The organism is Fictibacillus nanhaiensis (assembly GCF_023715445.1).
Taxonomy (GTDB): Bacteria; Bacillota; Bacilli; order Bacillales; family Fictibacillaceae; genus Fictibacillus; species Fictibacillus nanhaiensis_D.
The window spans coordinates 162744-177203 of the sequence record NZ_JAMBOD010000007.1 but is presented as its reverse complement, the minus strand read 5'-3'; the positions used below and the strand labels follow the sequence as shown (position 1 = coordinate 177203).

Annotated in this window: 15 protein-coding genes and 1 pseudogene; 11 read left to right on the top strand and 5 right to left on the bottom strand. The window is 39.7% G+C overall.

Annotated elements, in window-relative coordinates; genetic code table 11:
- Window positions 1-7 precede the first annotated feature (7 nt).
- From M3196_RS17340 to M3196_RS17330, 3 genes are all read left to right on the top strand, one after another.
- Complete coding sequence (locus M3196_RS17340) at window positions 8-1261, top strand: sugar ABC transporter substrate-binding protein (RefSeq protein ID WP_251323589.1); 1254 nt, start codon at window positions 8-10, stop codon at window positions 1259-1261.
- Window positions 1262-1350: 89 nt separating this feature from the next.
- Entirely contained in the window at window positions 1351-2235 is an 885-nt protein-coding gene (locus M3196_RS17335; protein WP_251323588.1) for a carbohydrate ABC transporter permease, read from the top strand.
- A gap of 16 nt (window positions 2236-2251) precedes the next feature.
- Window positions 2252-3094: a carbohydrate ABC transporter permease gene (locus tag M3196_RS17330; RefSeq protein ID WP_251323587.1), complete on the top strand. Its 843-nt coding sequence runs from the start codon at window positions 2252-2254 to the stop codon at window positions 3092-3094.
- Window positions 3095-3297: 203 nt separating this feature from the next.
- On the opposite strand, the gene M3196_RS17325 is transcribed toward M3196_RS17330, so the two are convergent.
- Window positions 3298-4911, bottom strand: a complete 1614-nt coding sequence (locus tag M3196_RS17325; RefSeq protein WP_251323586.1) for an acyl-CoA dehydrogenase family protein — start codon at window positions 4909-4911, stop codon at window positions 3298-3300.
- A 92-nt stretch (window positions 4912-5003) separates the two neighbouring features.
- Here M3196_RS17325 and M3196_RS17320 point away from each other — a divergent pair, with 92 nt between their 5' ends.
- Window positions 5004-5414: a MerR family DNA-binding protein gene (locus M3196_RS17320; protein WP_251323585.1), complete on the top strand. Its 411-nt coding sequence runs from the start codon at window positions 5004-5006 to the stop codon at window positions 5412-5414.
- A gap of 34 nt (window positions 5415-5448) precedes the next feature.
- Window positions 5449-6936 carry a class I adenylate-forming enzyme family protein gene (locus tag M3196_RS17315; RefSeq protein ID WP_251323584.1) on the top strand — a complete coding sequence of 496 codons (1488 nt, stop codon included), beginning with the start codon at window positions 5449-5451 and terminating at the stop codon, window positions 6934-6936.
- 85 nt (window positions 6937-7021) lie between these two features.
- Here M3196_RS17315 and M3196_RS17310 read toward each other — a convergent pair whose 3' ends face one another.
- Window positions 7022-8374 carry a glucoamylase family protein gene (locus M3196_RS17310; protein WP_251323583.1) on the bottom strand — a complete coding sequence of 451 codons (1353 nt, stop codon included), beginning with the start codon at window positions 8372-8374 and terminating at the stop codon, window positions 7022-7024.
- 261 nt (window positions 8375-8635) lie between these two features.
- Here M3196_RS17310 and M3196_RS17305 point away from each other — a divergent pair, with 261 nt between their 5' ends.
- From M3196_RS17305 to M3196_RS17295, 3 genes are read left to right on the top strand one after another with little or no spacing between them, the layout of a single operon-like run.
- Window positions 8636-9115: a GyrI-like domain-containing protein gene (locus M3196_RS17305; protein WP_251323582.1), complete on the top strand. Its 480-nt coding sequence runs from the start codon at window positions 8636-8638 to the stop codon at window positions 9113-9115.
- Window positions 9116-9159: 44 nt separating this feature from the next.
- Complete coding sequence (locus M3196_RS17300; protein WP_251323581.1) at window positions 9160-9801, top strand: alpha/beta family hydrolase; 642 nt, start codon at window positions 9160-9162, stop codon at window positions 9799-9801.
- Between the two features lie 16 nt (window positions 9802-9817).
- Window positions 9818-10336 carry a DinB family protein gene (locus M3196_RS17295; protein WP_251323580.1) on the top strand — a complete coding sequence of 173 codons (519 nt, stop codon included), beginning with the start codon at window positions 9818-9820 and terminating at the stop codon, window positions 10334-10336.
- Between the two features lie 340 nt (window positions 10337-10676).
- Here the strand turns inward: M3196_RS17295 and M3196_RS17290 are convergent.
- Window positions 10677-10775 (bottom strand): annotated as a pseudogene (locus M3196_RS17290) (glyoxalase); the annotation flags it as partial.
- An 84-nt stretch (window positions 10776-10859) separates the two neighbouring features.
- Between M3196_RS17290 and M3196_RS17285 the strand changes: the two are divergent.
- Window positions 10860-11183: a hypothetical protein gene (locus M3196_RS17285; RefSeq protein ID WP_251323579.1), complete on the top strand. Its 324-nt coding sequence runs from the start codon at window positions 10860-10862 to the stop codon at window positions 11181-11183.
- A gap of 35 nt (window positions 11184-11218) precedes the next feature.
- Here the strand turns inward: M3196_RS17285 and M3196_RS17280 are convergent, their stop codons facing one another.
- Window positions 11219-11680 (bottom strand): hypothetical protein, encoded by a 462-nt coding sequence (locus M3196_RS17280; RefSeq protein WP_251323578.1) that lies wholly within the window; start codon window positions 11678-11680, stop codon window positions 11219-11221.
- A 509-nt stretch (window positions 11681-12189) separates the two neighbouring features.
- On the bottom strand, window positions 12190-13416 hold the full coding sequence (gene hmpA, locus M3196_RS17275) for an NO-inducible flavohemoprotein (RefSeq protein WP_251323577.1): 1227 nt from the start codon (window positions 13414-13416) through the stop codon (window positions 12190-12192).
- Window positions 13417-13746: 330 nt separating this feature from the next.
- On the opposite strand from hmpA, the gene M3196_RS17270 reads away from it, so the two are divergent.
- The gene (locus M3196_RS17270; protein WP_251323576.1) at window positions 13747-14124 is read left to right on the top strand and encodes a hypothetical protein; all 378 of its coding nucleotides are present in this window, start codon (window positions 13747-13749) and stop codon (window positions 14122-14124) included.
- Between the two features lie 118 nt (window positions 14125-14242).
- Window positions 14243-14440, top strand: a complete 198-nt coding sequence (locus tag M3196_RS17265; RefSeq protein WP_251323575.1) for a hypothetical protein — start codon at window positions 14243-14245, stop codon at window positions 14438-14440.
- The last annotated feature ends 20 nt before the right edge of the window (window positions 14441-14460 follow it).

The following is a 14460-nucleotide window of genomic DNA, read 5'->3' as shown; positions in this document are numbered from 1 at the left end:
AAAACAAATGAAAAAGCATTGGTTTAAAAAGTCAATGGTAACATCAATGGTTGGAGCTCTAGTCCTTTCTGGAGCACTTGCAGGCTGCTCTTCCGGTTCAAATGAAGAAGGTAAGACAACATTAACAGTTTGGGGCATGGGAGAAGAAGCCAAATCCCTTCCTAAGATCGCTGAAGAATTTGAAAAGGAAAATCCGAAGATTGATGTAAAAGTACAAGCTCTTCCTTGGGATCAGGCACATGATAAACTGTTAACGGCTGTGGCATCCAAAAAAGGACCTGATGTTATTCAGATGGGGACAACTTGGATTCCAGAATTCGGTGCTGCAGGCGCGTTAAAAGATTTAACACCATTTGTGAAAGATCACCCTGAACTTGATCCGAAAAATTTCTTTGAAGGTTCAGTTGAAACAACAAAATACGAAGACAAGATGGTTGGGGTTCCTTGGTACATCGATACACGCGTACTCTACTACCGTACTGACCTGCTAGAAGAAGCAGGTTATAAAGAAGCACCAAAGACTTGGGAAGAGTTAAAAGATGCTGCGGACAAGCTTGCTGACCGTGGTAAAGGGAAATATGGAATCAGTATTGACGCAAAAGAACAGAGCTTAGGTTTCATGTTCGCTCGCCAAAACGGTGCAGAATTGCTTGGACCGGACAACGAAGCTAAATTTAACGATCCAAAATTTGTTGAATCCATCGAGTACTTGAACAGTTTCTTTGAAGATGGAGCCACTCCCAAGGACGACTTAGGAATCGACATTATCCAAGCATTCCGTGGTGATGGTATTCTTCCTATGTTCATCAGTGGTCCATGGATGATAAAATTGATCAACGACCAGGCGCCAGATATTGAAGGTAAATGGTCAACAGCTGTTCTTCCAGCAAAAGAAAACAACATCTCGACACTTGGCGGATCTAACTTATCCGTATTTGAGTATACAAAAAATGAGAAAGAAGCAGTAAAGTTCGCAGCCTTCATGAGCAAAGCTGAAACTCAAATAAAATGGATGGAAATGACGAACTCACTTCCTGCTGCACAAAAAGCTTGGGAAGATGAGTCTCTAACTGGAAATGAATATTACAAAGCGTTTGGTGAACAGATGAAAACTGCTCAACCAGTGCCTGTTATTAAACAATGGGAAGAAATTTCTCAAAGTTATTTAAAGAGCTTTGAGAGAATCTACCGTGGCGGAGCAGATGTTCAAAAAGAAATGGATGCTTTCGACAAGAAATCTGAAGAGATACTAAAGAAATAAGTCCGGTTGACATTGGTATAACGAGCAGTTAATCCTGCTCGTTACCTTTTTATTGTCGCTCTCGGGCAACTTTGAAGGGTGTGAAAAACATGAAAAGCCATTCAAAAGCAGCTCCTTACCTCTTCATTGGACCAGCACTGATTTTGTTGGCACTATTTTCTCTATTCCCAATCGTTCTCGCATTGATCATCAGTTTTACAGATATTGACCTTGCAGGGCTTGCCGATTATTCAAATATCAGCTTTATTGGAATCGAAAACTACTTAAATATCTTCAAAGACCCGATCTTTTTAAAATCGATCGGAAATACCGTCTTTTATGTGGTGTTCGGTGTTCCGCTTGTTATAGCTTGTTCACTTGGTATAGCGCTATTGATTAACTTTGGTACAGCACGCATCTTTAAAGCTTTTCGACTTGTTTTTTATATGCCTTCTATCACAAACGTTGTTGCTGTGGCCGTTGTATGGACATATTTATATAACCCGCAGTTCGGATTGTTCAACTACCTGTTAGGTCTTGTTGGTATTCCAGCAATTCCTTGGCTGCAAGATCCGACTGTCGCAAAAGGCTCTTTGATCGCCTTAGCTGTTTGGCGTGCAATCGGGGTAAACATGATCATCTTCTTAGCTGCTTTACAAGGCATTCCGAAAACGTATTACGAAGCCGCGCAGCTGGACGGTGCGAATAACTGGAAACAGCTTACGAAAATTACGATCCCTCTCCTGCGCTATGCGATCTTCTTCGTCTCTATTACCACGATGATCGGCTGGGTTCAGTTCTTTGAAGAGCCATTTGTTATGACAGACGGGGGACCGCTTGATAGTACGACATCTGTAGCGTTATTCATCTACCGCAACGGGTTCCAGTTAAGCAACTTCGGTTATGCTGCTGCAGGATCGTTCGTGCTATTCGCAACGATTATCATCATTACGTTGATTCAGTTCAGATTGCAAAAGAAAAATACCGACTTATAAGACGTGAGGTGAGAACATGAAAACAAAAGCATCTGATGCAAAAAAAGCATACAGAACACAGCAATGGATCGCAGGAATCATTCTGACTCTTGGCGGTCTTTTAGTTGCTATCCCTTTCATCTGGATGATTCTTTCTGCGTTCAAAACTGAGAGTGAAGTGCTTCAGCTCACACCGACGCTGTGGCCTGAAACGTTTACAACAGAAAACTTCATCTACCTGTTTGAAAACATGAACTTTGCTGTTTATTTGCGCAACACGATTATCATTGTCCTCTGTTCTTTCGTCGGCCTTTTCTTTAACGCAATGGCTGGATACGCTTTTGCAAAATACAAATTCAAAGGCAGAGAAAAACTGTTCTATCTTGTCCTTGCGACAATGATGATTCCAGGACAAGTTACGATGATCCCAGTCTACTTGATCCTGAACCAGATGGGATTAACGAACACAATGGCTGGTGTCGTACTTCCGGGATTAGTTGGTGCATTCAGTATCTTCTTGTTCAGACAGTTTATGTCTACGATTCCTGATGAACTTCTTGAGGCCGCACGCTTGGATGGAGCAAGTGAGTTCCGCGTATTCATGCAGTTAATCCTTCCAATCTCGAAGCCGATTATGGCCGTTCAAGGTATCTTAACGTTCATCGGAGGTTGGAATAGCTTCTTATGGCCATTGATAATCGCGAATGATGAAAGCTTGTATACGCTATCTGTAGGATTGAGCTTATTGAAAGGTCAATATGGAGGAAACTTCGCATTACAGATGGCTGGTTCAACCTTCATGGTCGTGCCGATTGTTATCATCTTTATCATCTTCCAAAAGCATATTATCGAAGGTTATACGATTTCTGGAATGAAATAATGATGAGGCTGACTATTTTGTGTCAGCCTTTCATTTTTTTATAAGGTTTTAAGTGGTTTTACGGTACGTGTTTTTTTATTCTGTTACACGTTCGCTCAGGAACTTCAACTTACGCTCAAAAGTGGTCTCGTTTCGCTCAGAATAATCGTGTTTCGCTCAAAACTACCCTAGTTTCGCTCAAACACCCTCGGTTTTCGCTCAGGTCATTGAATTTCCTGAAGAGCAACCGTCTGATATGCCTTAAAAAACCCATCACAGAACGCATCCCACTCTTCTGCAGCCTCAATTGAGTCGTCTGAAACGTCTCCGCAAACTGGTTTTTGCAATAAATCGGTTAATTTTCTCGTGTATTCCTGAATTGTTGTCTCTGGCGCACCCTTCAGAACACTTGCAACAAATTCAGCCGGCGGATACCAGTCTGCAACTCTTTGAATGTCTTTGTAAATTTGAGTTAAAAGCAGATTGCGAGGTCCCTCCCACTGTTCGTTGACGATAACATCACGGAATATACGAGGCAGTGAAGAGAACTCCTCCATCACCCCATGACCGCCGAAAATAGAAATAGCATCACGCAGCACTTCTGCTCCCTCATTCGTTGCACAGATCTTTTGCAATAAAACAAGCTCTCTTAAGTTGAACAGCTGTTTTCTTAATTCCAGTGGCTGATCCTTTGGAATGCCAGGATTTAATGGCTGATCCAGTTTTAAGAACAGGTCATAAATCTTAAATGCACCTGCTGTCGTCCGTTCTGCTGCATTTTCAACTCGTTTTAAAGTCCTTGCCGATAATGGATAATCCTTCACTTTCTTTCCGAATACAGTTCTATAATCACCATAAAGCTTTGCCTCTCGCGCTGCCCGGAGCATAAATCCGGCACAGGCAATACCAATTTCAAGCCTTGAAAGTGTGAGGACAATTCCCACTGCAACGGCAATCCCTTTCCCTTCTGGCCCCACCGGATAAGCTAATGTACCATTATAATGAATCTCTCCTGTCGGAAGTTCAGCCGTTCCCATTTTCCATTTGATCCTGTTGATTTGATAGCTGTTTCTTTTTTCTTTTTCTTTATCACCAGGAAGCCATGACGGAACAATAAACGTGGATACTTTATCAGACCCTGTAATTTTAGCAGTTACGACTGAATAATCTGCATGTGCTACAGAACAGAAGAATTTGTTTCCATACAACCGATAGTTCTTCCCGTCTGGCACGGCTTCGAGAACATTGGCCGGCAGATCTGAACCTCCCTGAATTTCGCTCATAAACTGGGCACCAATCGCAAAGTCCGCATCGATTCCCTCTTTCGTGTGCTGTAAAATCTGCTGAAGTTCAGGATGGTTTTCATCTGGATATTCCTCTAGTAACGCAATCAATCCAATGGTGCACGTTAACGGACAAGCTACCCCAGCCTCACCCAGCTGGTGGATAAGCATTCGCTTCACAAAGCTTTCCCAGTGTGACATTTGGTCTGAAAATAACCCTTCCCCAAACACTTCATTTTCTAATTGGTGAATTTCCATAGGACGAACAATCCGGTCAATACGGTTATTGAATGCATCGTAATGAAGCATGTAAGGACGAACTTCAGGTCTGGCGTTCTGCTCAGCCAAGCGGTTCCACTTTGAAGAAACCTTTGGAGAAAAGGATTGAAGGGAATTATGCAAGCCTTCATAATCAGAACCCGCAAAGTGTTGTAGAGCTTTTTGCAAAAAAGGTTCGTCCCGGTACCAATCCAGGTTTTGACGCTTGTTAATAAATTCATCAAAGGTATACGTATTCTTACCTTTTACCGTCTGATCCTTCGAGGCTATGTTCATCGAAATTCACTCCTTTTTCAATTGACAGAATCTTATTTTCAGAATTATTATAAAATTAAGATAACGTTAACGTCAACTAGAAGGAGACCATCATGACAAAAGATAAGCTGTATACGATCAGTGAATTAGCCGCTATGTTTGATATCAGTTCCCGATCCATCCGCTATTACGAAGAAATTGGCATGCTTATCTCAGAAAATAGAGAAATCATGACAAAGCAGCGGAGTTATACAAACAGAGAACGCAGGCGTTTAAAGATGATCTTGCGTGGAAAAAAATTGGGGTTCAGTCTGCAACAAATTAAAGAAATGATTGATTTGTATGAGACGAACCCTGAAGGAGATGAGGAGAAAAGAAGAATCATAGAATTTGCTGATGAAAAAATCAATGAGATTAATGAACAAATTTTGCAGCTTCAAATGCTAAAAGAAGACATCATATCCTACAAAGAAAAATATCAAAATCATAACAAGAACAGCAGCACGTCCGTAAAAGGCGGATGAAATATATATTTCATTCTATTAGGAGCTGATCGATATGAACGCAACCATTCATGGTGTTCTTGAAAGAAACGCAAGGAAATTTCCTGATAAAGATGCTTTTATTACAGCTTCAAACCGGCTTACATACGGGAATATGAACCGCACATGCAATCAGCTGGCAAGATACCTTCAAAGCCAAGGAATAAAAAGAGGTGACCGTGTAGCAGTAATGTCACGAAACAACGAGCACTTTTTTTATGCCTTTTTCTCCGTAATGAAAATTGGTGCTATTCCTATGCCTATGAATATTAAGCTGACCGCAGGAGAATTGAAAGCTATCGTTCAAAATTCCAGCGCTTCTGCTCTTTTCTATGAAAGTGAACTGCAGTCTTCTATCAGCCAATTAACAGAAGCACTCTCTATTAAACAACTTTTTTCTATCCAGGAATCCACAGCAGTCGCAGCAGCTCTCTCTGAAGAAAACCTGAACGTACCGATTGATCCAAGAGACGTATGTGAAATTTTGTTCACTTCAGGAACAACGGGAACTCCTAAAGGAGTGGTGTTCAGCCATGAACGAATTCTTGCCATTGCCTCAGCTGTTTCCATCAACTTCACCCTTTCACACCGAGATTCCATGTTAACTCTAATGCCGCTATCCCATTCTGCACCTTTGAACACGTTCTTTATGAGCGGACTCTACTGCGGCACTACTCATGTAATCGGTGACTTCACACCAAAAGCTTTCTTACAGTGGATTCACCAGGAAAAAACCACCTTTTCATTTGCCGCACCCGTTGCGTACTTACTAGCAGCGAAAGATACAGAACTATCATCCTATGATTTATCCAGCATGCGTGTTTTTGCTTACGGAGGAGGACCTCTTGCACTAGCTTCTTACTATCATGTAAAAAAGGCTTTTCAAAACGAGAACTTTTACCAAGTTTATGGTTTGACAGAAGCTGGCCCAAACGGAATTCTTCTCTATCCAGAAGAACATCTAGAAAATGCCGGCAGTATCGGAAAACATCCTACCATTAATATGGAGCTTCGCGTTGTACGTCCAGATGGTACGGATACCTCTCCTCATGAATATGGTGAGATTCTTCTTACCGGTGACAGCCTTATGCTCGAATATGACAATAATCCGGATGAAACCGCTGCTGTAATTCAAAACGGATGGTTATATACGGGTGATATAGCATATAAAGATGAAAAAGGATATGTTTACATTGTTGACCGGAAAAAAGATGTGATCATCTCCGGCGGTGTTAATATTTATCCTCGTGAGATTGAAGAAGTTCTTGCTAAGCATGAAGCTGTTCTCGAGTCGTGTGTGATTGGTGTGCCACATGATGAATGGGGCGAAACCGTTAGAGCGGTAGTCGTATTGAAAGAAGAAGTAACAGTAGAAGAATTACATTCATTTGTATCAAAGCATTTAGCAGAATATAAGCTTCCTAGACTATATTCTTTTGTAAAAGAACTTCCTCGTAACGCAAGCGGCAAAATATTGAAGCAGCAAGTGAAGCTAGTTCATTAAGATGTTTCCCCCGTTCATCGGGTCTAAGTGTCTTATTCATAACTAAGCACCCTCATCCTCAAGGGATGGGGTGCTCACTTTATTATTATTGAATCGAAAACACTTCTTTTTTAAGCAGTTCTTCCGGTTTTTTACCGATTGGATCCTGATGGAAGTAGTCACGAATTACGCCATCCTTTAAATAGTTAGCGATCGATACCATGATCATTCCTTGATCTAGTGCAAGATACGCTTTTGCAATATCGCCGGTCTCAACGTTAACAGAATCATAGAAACCGTACCTGCTGTAAGTATCTAATTCTCTTAAAGCTTGAATGTTTTCTTTTACAGCTTCTGGATCATAGTCAAGTGCGAGGAACGAAGCATGTGCTGTTATAGTTGCACCGTCTTTGTAACCAGATGTGCCAAGCGGTGTTGCTGCGAATTCACTGTATCCGTCAGGTGTAGCAGCCGGTGAGAATCCCCATGCTGGATATCCTTTTTCTTCTGCAAAGGCCTGCTGAAGTTCAACGTGTCGCTTGTTGTTTAAGCCTAATGCATTCTTTCCTAGATCCTTCTCTTTTAATACGATCCCCGGCATGAGGCTTTCAAACATGCTTCCGCCCCAGCTCGGTACAAATTTTACTCCTTTATATTCATAATAACCTTCAAATACGGTCACTCCATCGTATACAGCATCATGTCCTTTTGGGACTTGAGCCTGCCAATCCCAGCTTGCTGGCATCGTTCGGTACATCTTCCACCAGTGCTCGCTTGGTACGTCGCCCTTTCCGATGGAAATGTAGCTTGCCACACGCGGTTCTGTATTGAACAATCCGTAATGATGGTCCGTTAATTTACCTTGAGCAACGTCATATCCCCCGCGGAACTGACCTACTTCAGGATCATAAAGTGTTGTATAGTTCATGTTTTCTACTAATTCGCTTGTTTGAGGATTCAGCTCTTCGTATGCTTGTCCGACCACAATCAATCCCGCTGAAAGCCAGCCGTTATCCACTTGAGAGATGAACTGTCCCCAGTCTTTCTTAAGTGATCCGTCTTTCGTGTTATACCAGTTATAAAATAAACCATTCCATTTTTCTAATTTTTCAAGTGTATTTAGTGTTACTTGTATGCGTTTCACTGCCTCATCTTCACTGATGATTCCTAACTGCTGGGCAGATACTGTACTCATCATGTACATCCCAATATTTGTTGGCGATGTGTGGGTTGCATTCTTCTTACCTTCAACCGTATAGCGAGTTTCGTCATATGTCATCCCTGTCACGGGATCTGTGTGATCTTGAAAGTATTTATACGTTTTATTTGCAATCGCTTTCAATTCTACCTGAAAAGCAAGGTCTTTTCCTAGATCAGCAGCCGTTGCTGTAGGTGTTACAAACAAGTTGGCCAAAAGACTAAACATTAAAAGAAAACTTATAACCTTTGCTGGTCTCATAAACTAATACCCCTTTCCGTTTTATATTCTCCATCAATCGAAACGTTTCACCAACATTTTAACATTTACATAGACTTTGGATAAGTACCTTTCACAATATTCGGTCATTTGGTATATGTAATTTAATCTATAACAGGTAAAAGGAATTATAGAATTGATAATTAAAGGAAAAGCGAATCTAAAGGAGAACACATTTAAGGAAAATAAAGGATGGGAATCATTTTAATAGAAAACGTTATGAAACATAGAAAGGAGTTTTTTATGAGTGGAAAAATCCTTCAAGAGAAAATAACGATAAAAGATTTAGGCGAACAACAACTGGTTGGTTTTAGAGTACTTTGCAAAGGTGATCAGTACCTACAAGAGATTTCAAAAGCATCACTAAACTTACAGCATCGTTTAAAAGATATAAAAAACGTGATTTCTCCTGATCACCAAATAGGAGCCTTTATTGTTGATGCAGCTTCTGAAAATGAAGATGGCTATTGGGTTTGTGTTCAGGTCGATAAATATGAGGACATTCCGAGAGACATGGTCACTCTCACTGTTCCGCAACAAAAGTACGCTGTAATCACTCATGAAGGACCTAACTATGAAATCAAAAACAGCTATGAAACGCTACATCAAGGGATTTTGCAAAATAACTATCAAAGAGCACTTAACAAATGGCATCTAGAACTTTTTCTTGAGTTTGAAAACAAAAACCATTTAATGGTTCAACTGTTCGATACGATATTATAATCAACCCTTTTTCAATAGTATTTATATTAATGGAGGCCATACATATGAAAGTAAGTGCAGGTACGACTACCGGCTACAAAGATATGACAATACCTTATGGATTTATTAGTAAGACTGAAAACCCAAAGGGACTAGCTATAATACTCCCTGGTGTAGGTTATACAGTTAGGTCACCTATACTGCATTTCGCAACTGGCGCATTCTTAAATAAAGGTTATGATGTCCTGCATATAAACTATCAGTACCAAACAGATCACTATGACCATTTTACATTCGAGGAACTCAAACGTGCAGTAATCGCGGATGTGATGGCAGTCCTTAACGAAACTTTACATGGTGCTGATTTTAAATCTTATTACCTCATTGGGAAATCATTTGGCTGTATAGCGATGGGAGAAGCGTTAAACTTTTATCCTTTAAGTAACGCGAAGGCTGTTTGGTTAACACCACATTTGAAAGAAAAATTAGTTTTTGAGGCTATGCTGAATAGTCAAAATCAAGGACTATGTATAATTGGAGATAAGGATCCTTTCTATAATAAAGAAAACATTGAACAATTACAGGTAAATAAAAAGATAGATTATTTTATTCCGAATGGAGCGAACCATGCTTTAGAGATAGATAATCAAATATATGAATCTATTGATTTAGTAAAAAGTGTTGTAAAAAAGATCAATGAATTTTAAAGGAAAGGAAGCTCATATGAACTTCAAGATCAATGAAGCTATTGAACTATTAGAACGCACACCTGGAACTCTCTCTCACCTTTTAGTTGGTCTCTCTCCTGACTGGTTAACTTGCAACGAAGGTGATGATACATGGAATGCGCTTGAGGTTGTGGCTCATCTTATTGAGGGCGAAAAAGTCAACTGGATTCCTCGCATAAATATGATTCTTACAAAAGGCGAAAGCTACACCTTCCCTCCTTTTGACCGGTTTTCTCACCTATCTAATAAAGAAAAAGACATAGAGCAACTCCTGCTCGAATTTAAACAATGCCGCGAAGAGAGTCTCAATACACTTAAAAACAAGCTCACTGGTCTACCCGATTATGAACAAACAGCGCTCCATCCGGAATTCGGTCCTGTAAGATTACGAGAATTGCTTTCTACATGGGCTGTTCATGACTTAACGCATATTACACAAATTACAAGAATTATGGCAAAACGCTATAAGGAAGATGTGGGTCCATGGGCAAATTATTTGGGTATCCTGAAATAAACGCTGCTTACTGCAGCGTTTATTTCACAAAAGGGGATTATTTATGTATATATTTTATCTACCCATGTCGAAAATTCGATAAATGAAAATTAACGTGGGATTTTGGTCACTTAACGTGGGATTATTTAAAATAACGTGGGTATTTCGAAATTAACGTGGGATTAATGAATTCTTATCCTTAACGGGTCTATTTTTTTAGTCTTTTTCATGAAATTGTCTTTCTCATATACACATCGAAGGATAAAAAAGCATTTTAAAACAGAATTTGTTTTTTTCAAGATGAAAAATGTTAATTAACAGTAAAAAAGGAAGACTCCAATTGAAATCATCCTCTTATTTCTTAATATGCACCATCTGAATAGGTCAGTTCGTAACTATGGCTGTAAATTTCAATCAGGTTACCGTGCGGATCTTCACAATAAACCATGCGGTACGGCTTAGCCCTCTATAAAACATATTCCCTATGATAAAATAGGAGGAAAGCACCCTTAAAGAAATCTGCCTTACATAGGAGGAAAAAGAAATGTCTGCACTGATTACGATGGCTCTTTACCAGCCAAACATGGGAAAAGAAGAACAGCTAAATTCCGTCTTAAAAAATCACATCAAAACACTAGAAGCAGAAGATCTAATTACTTCACGTGAACCGATTCGTGCGCAAGCTGCTGATGGTACGGTCATAGAAATCTTCGAATGGAAATCAGATCAAGCAAAAGATGCCGCTCACGAATCTCCTGCTGTGATGAAAATCTGGAATGAAATCATGGAAATAGCAGAAATCAAAAGTCTCTCATCATTAGATGAAGCGAACCATCCGTTCCCCAACTTTGCACCATACTCTGTATAAAAAATAAAAAGGGCATTCATTTGCCCTTTGTTTACTCAATTCGGTTCGTGGTCCATCATCCAGTCTATTAATCTTTCCGTTTCCTTTTCCCCGCCTTCAAACACATAATAATGTGTCATGCCATTGTCTTTCCCTTTTAGGATTATATTTTTATGGGCTTTTCCGTCATTCGGGTATGGTATAAACAAATCTATATTTTCATTCTGATCATAAGGATCGCTGTAGTAAATATGAATATATTTTTTTAATGGGAATTTGTTTATTTCATGTGTAGGCTTTAAGGTTTGAAGCCACGGATCTGCTAAGGTTTGAATTTCTTTGTACGAATTCTCCACCCAATCTATACTCATATTCTTTAAATCAAAGCCGATCGGCTGACTTCCAGCTACCGATTGAACCCTCCCAAACACTGCACCTGAGACCTTTCCATCAATAGGCTCTGCATCCAACTGATTACAACCTGTCATTACGAGCAACAATAATAAAAAGACTTTCAAAAAGCTTTTTTCATTCCTTAGCACCCCTTTTAACGTTAGACGATATCATTTCCATATGAGTTTCAAGATGGAATATACACAAAGGAATGTTTCCTTCTACAGTGGAATAAATAGAATACAAAAGGAGTGGTTCTTTGCTCAGTGAAGCCGATTTAAATATTATAGTTTATACCTTGTTCTTACTGTCAGGATTGCCTCTCAGCTACAGATATGCCGCTTTTATGGTAAAGCATACAGGGATGGTTATCCCTCACTTTTTTATAAGTGTCATGTTGAATCTATGTGTCGGGCTACTAGGTATTGTTGGATGGATTTTTTTCGCGCCTAGGATCAGTATTTACTTTACTCTCGGCGGAATTTATCTAGGATCGGGGATTACAGCTTTGAGCTTGTTTATTTTAATAACATTGCTCTTGATAAAAAGAAAAGCTTTGTTAAAAAGCTTTGACCACTGGATCACATCATAAAGAAACACCTTCCATATGATTTAGGAAGGTGTTTTTTCCGTATTAGGCGTTTACTTTTTCTTTCTCGAGATCACTTGCGGGACCGAAGAATTCAAAGTGGATGTTTTCTTTCGGAATATTTAATTCTTGCAGTGCATGATTGATTGCCCGCATAAATGGAACCGGACCACAGAAATAGTATACTGCATCTGTATTTAGCGGTAAAACTTTGCGAAGCCATGCTGCATCGATATAACCCGTTTGATCGTATCCGAAGTCTTCGTTTAATGGTTTTTCATATACAAAATAAGTTGAGATGTTCTCCGTGTTTTCTGCGATTTTCTTTACTTCATCTTTTAGAGCATGTGTTTTACTGTTAATTGCTGCATGAATAAAAGTGATTTCACGACCAGGCTGTCTTTCTGCTGCTGTTTTCAGCATACTTACCATCGGCGTAAGACCAACTCCTCCGCTGATAAGGACTGCAGGTTTTTCACTTTTTGTATCTAAGTAAAAATCACCAGCTGGTGCACTTAGATAAAGAACGTCTCCAGCTTTTACACCTTCATGCAGATAGACAGAAACAACACCATCTGGTGAATTTAGACCCGTTTCCTTTTTAACAGAGATACGATAATAATCTTTGCCTGGTGCATCTGATAAGCTGTATTGTCTGACGTGTGTGTTCTTTTCACCTGGGATTTCCATTCTTACACTTACGTATTGACCAGGATTGAAGTTTGCGATAGGACCTCCATCTTGAGGTTTTAAGTAGAAAGAGGTAATCACACTGCTTTCTTCAACCTTTTCAGAAACAACGAAAGCTCTGAACCCTTCCCATCCGCCTTTTTGCCGTTCCGCTTCTTCATACATCTCACGTTCTACACCGATAAATACATCAGCGATCACGCCGTAAGCTTCTGCCCAAGCATTAATGATATCGTCTGTAGCCGCATCACCGAGTACGTCTTTAATCGCGAGCAATAAGTTTTCACCAACAACCGGGTAGTGCTCTGGTTGTACTCCTAAGCTTCTGTGCTTATGGGCGATTTGCTTTACCACTGGGATTATCGCTTCGAGCTTATCGATGTTGGCAGCTGCGGCGTATACCGCGTTTGCAAGTGCCGCTTGCTGACGTCCTTTCTTCTGATTCGCATGATTAAAAATATTCAATAGTTCTGGATGCTTTTGAAATAGCAGCTGATAAAAACGGGAAGTAATCGCTTCTCCGTGGACTTCTAATACAGGTACGGTTGACTTAATGATTTCAATCGTTCTTGCTTGTAACATGTCAATTCCCCCTCAGTTCTTTTTACAACTTTATCGTAAAAGAATTTGAGAAGAAGTTGTGTGATTGAAATCACATTTCATTTGGACGTTTTGTGAACAAAAGAAATTACATTTTTTAGGTTAACTTAATAATAATTTTCTAACTATTCTAATTATTTTAGTAAAAATATGATAAAATTGGAAAATGAACTTAACCTTATGAACTTGTGAGAGGATCCTCTGAATGAAAATTAGTAAACACCATTGCAAAAAATTTCTATAAAAAACTAGGGTTTGTAATAAACCGAGAAGTTGTACATAAAAAATTGAATTAAAAAGGAGGTCTGAAAAATGGCGCATCTACTTGTCTATTTTTATAAAATCAAACCAGAAATGGAAGAAAAGTTCCTAGAGATTTGTGCCCAAACGAATAAAAAGTTCCAGGAATACGGCGGAGTTACAGAACGAATCTTTAGATTATCACCTTCCACAAAAAACTATGGTGTTTCTTCTATTCCAAAAAAACTCGAGGTTCAGGAAGATGAAGAACTGTGGATAGGTTTGCTTCGCTTTCAATCAGAAAAACACGCCCGCATTACGATGGAAGCATTTGATTCAGACGCAGAAGTGAACGCCTTGTTAAACGAATTTGTTTCCCACGTGGCACCACTGGATCATGTCTTGTTCGGAGAGTTTGTTTCAGGGCATGAAACGGTCAAAAGCAAATAAAAGCGAATATGCGACAGGATCAAGCAACTAAGGTTATAGTAAGTTCTTTGCTGTTTTATTTAATAAGACTTAATGAACCTCATTAAGCATACTTTTGGTTAAAAAGGAGGTGTCTTCCATGACTTGGTTACTTATTTTTCTTGCAAGTATTCTAGTCTTAGCTTTCCTTATAGACTGGAGACGAAAGAAAAACAATAATAACCCAGATTACCCTCCGTATACAGGATCCAAACCTGGTGACACCACCAATTATCAGTATGGTGATAACCGCCACACCAGCGGCGGCAGTGGTTTTGGCGGAGGCGGAGAACAATAAAAAGAACACCTCCTGTTGTA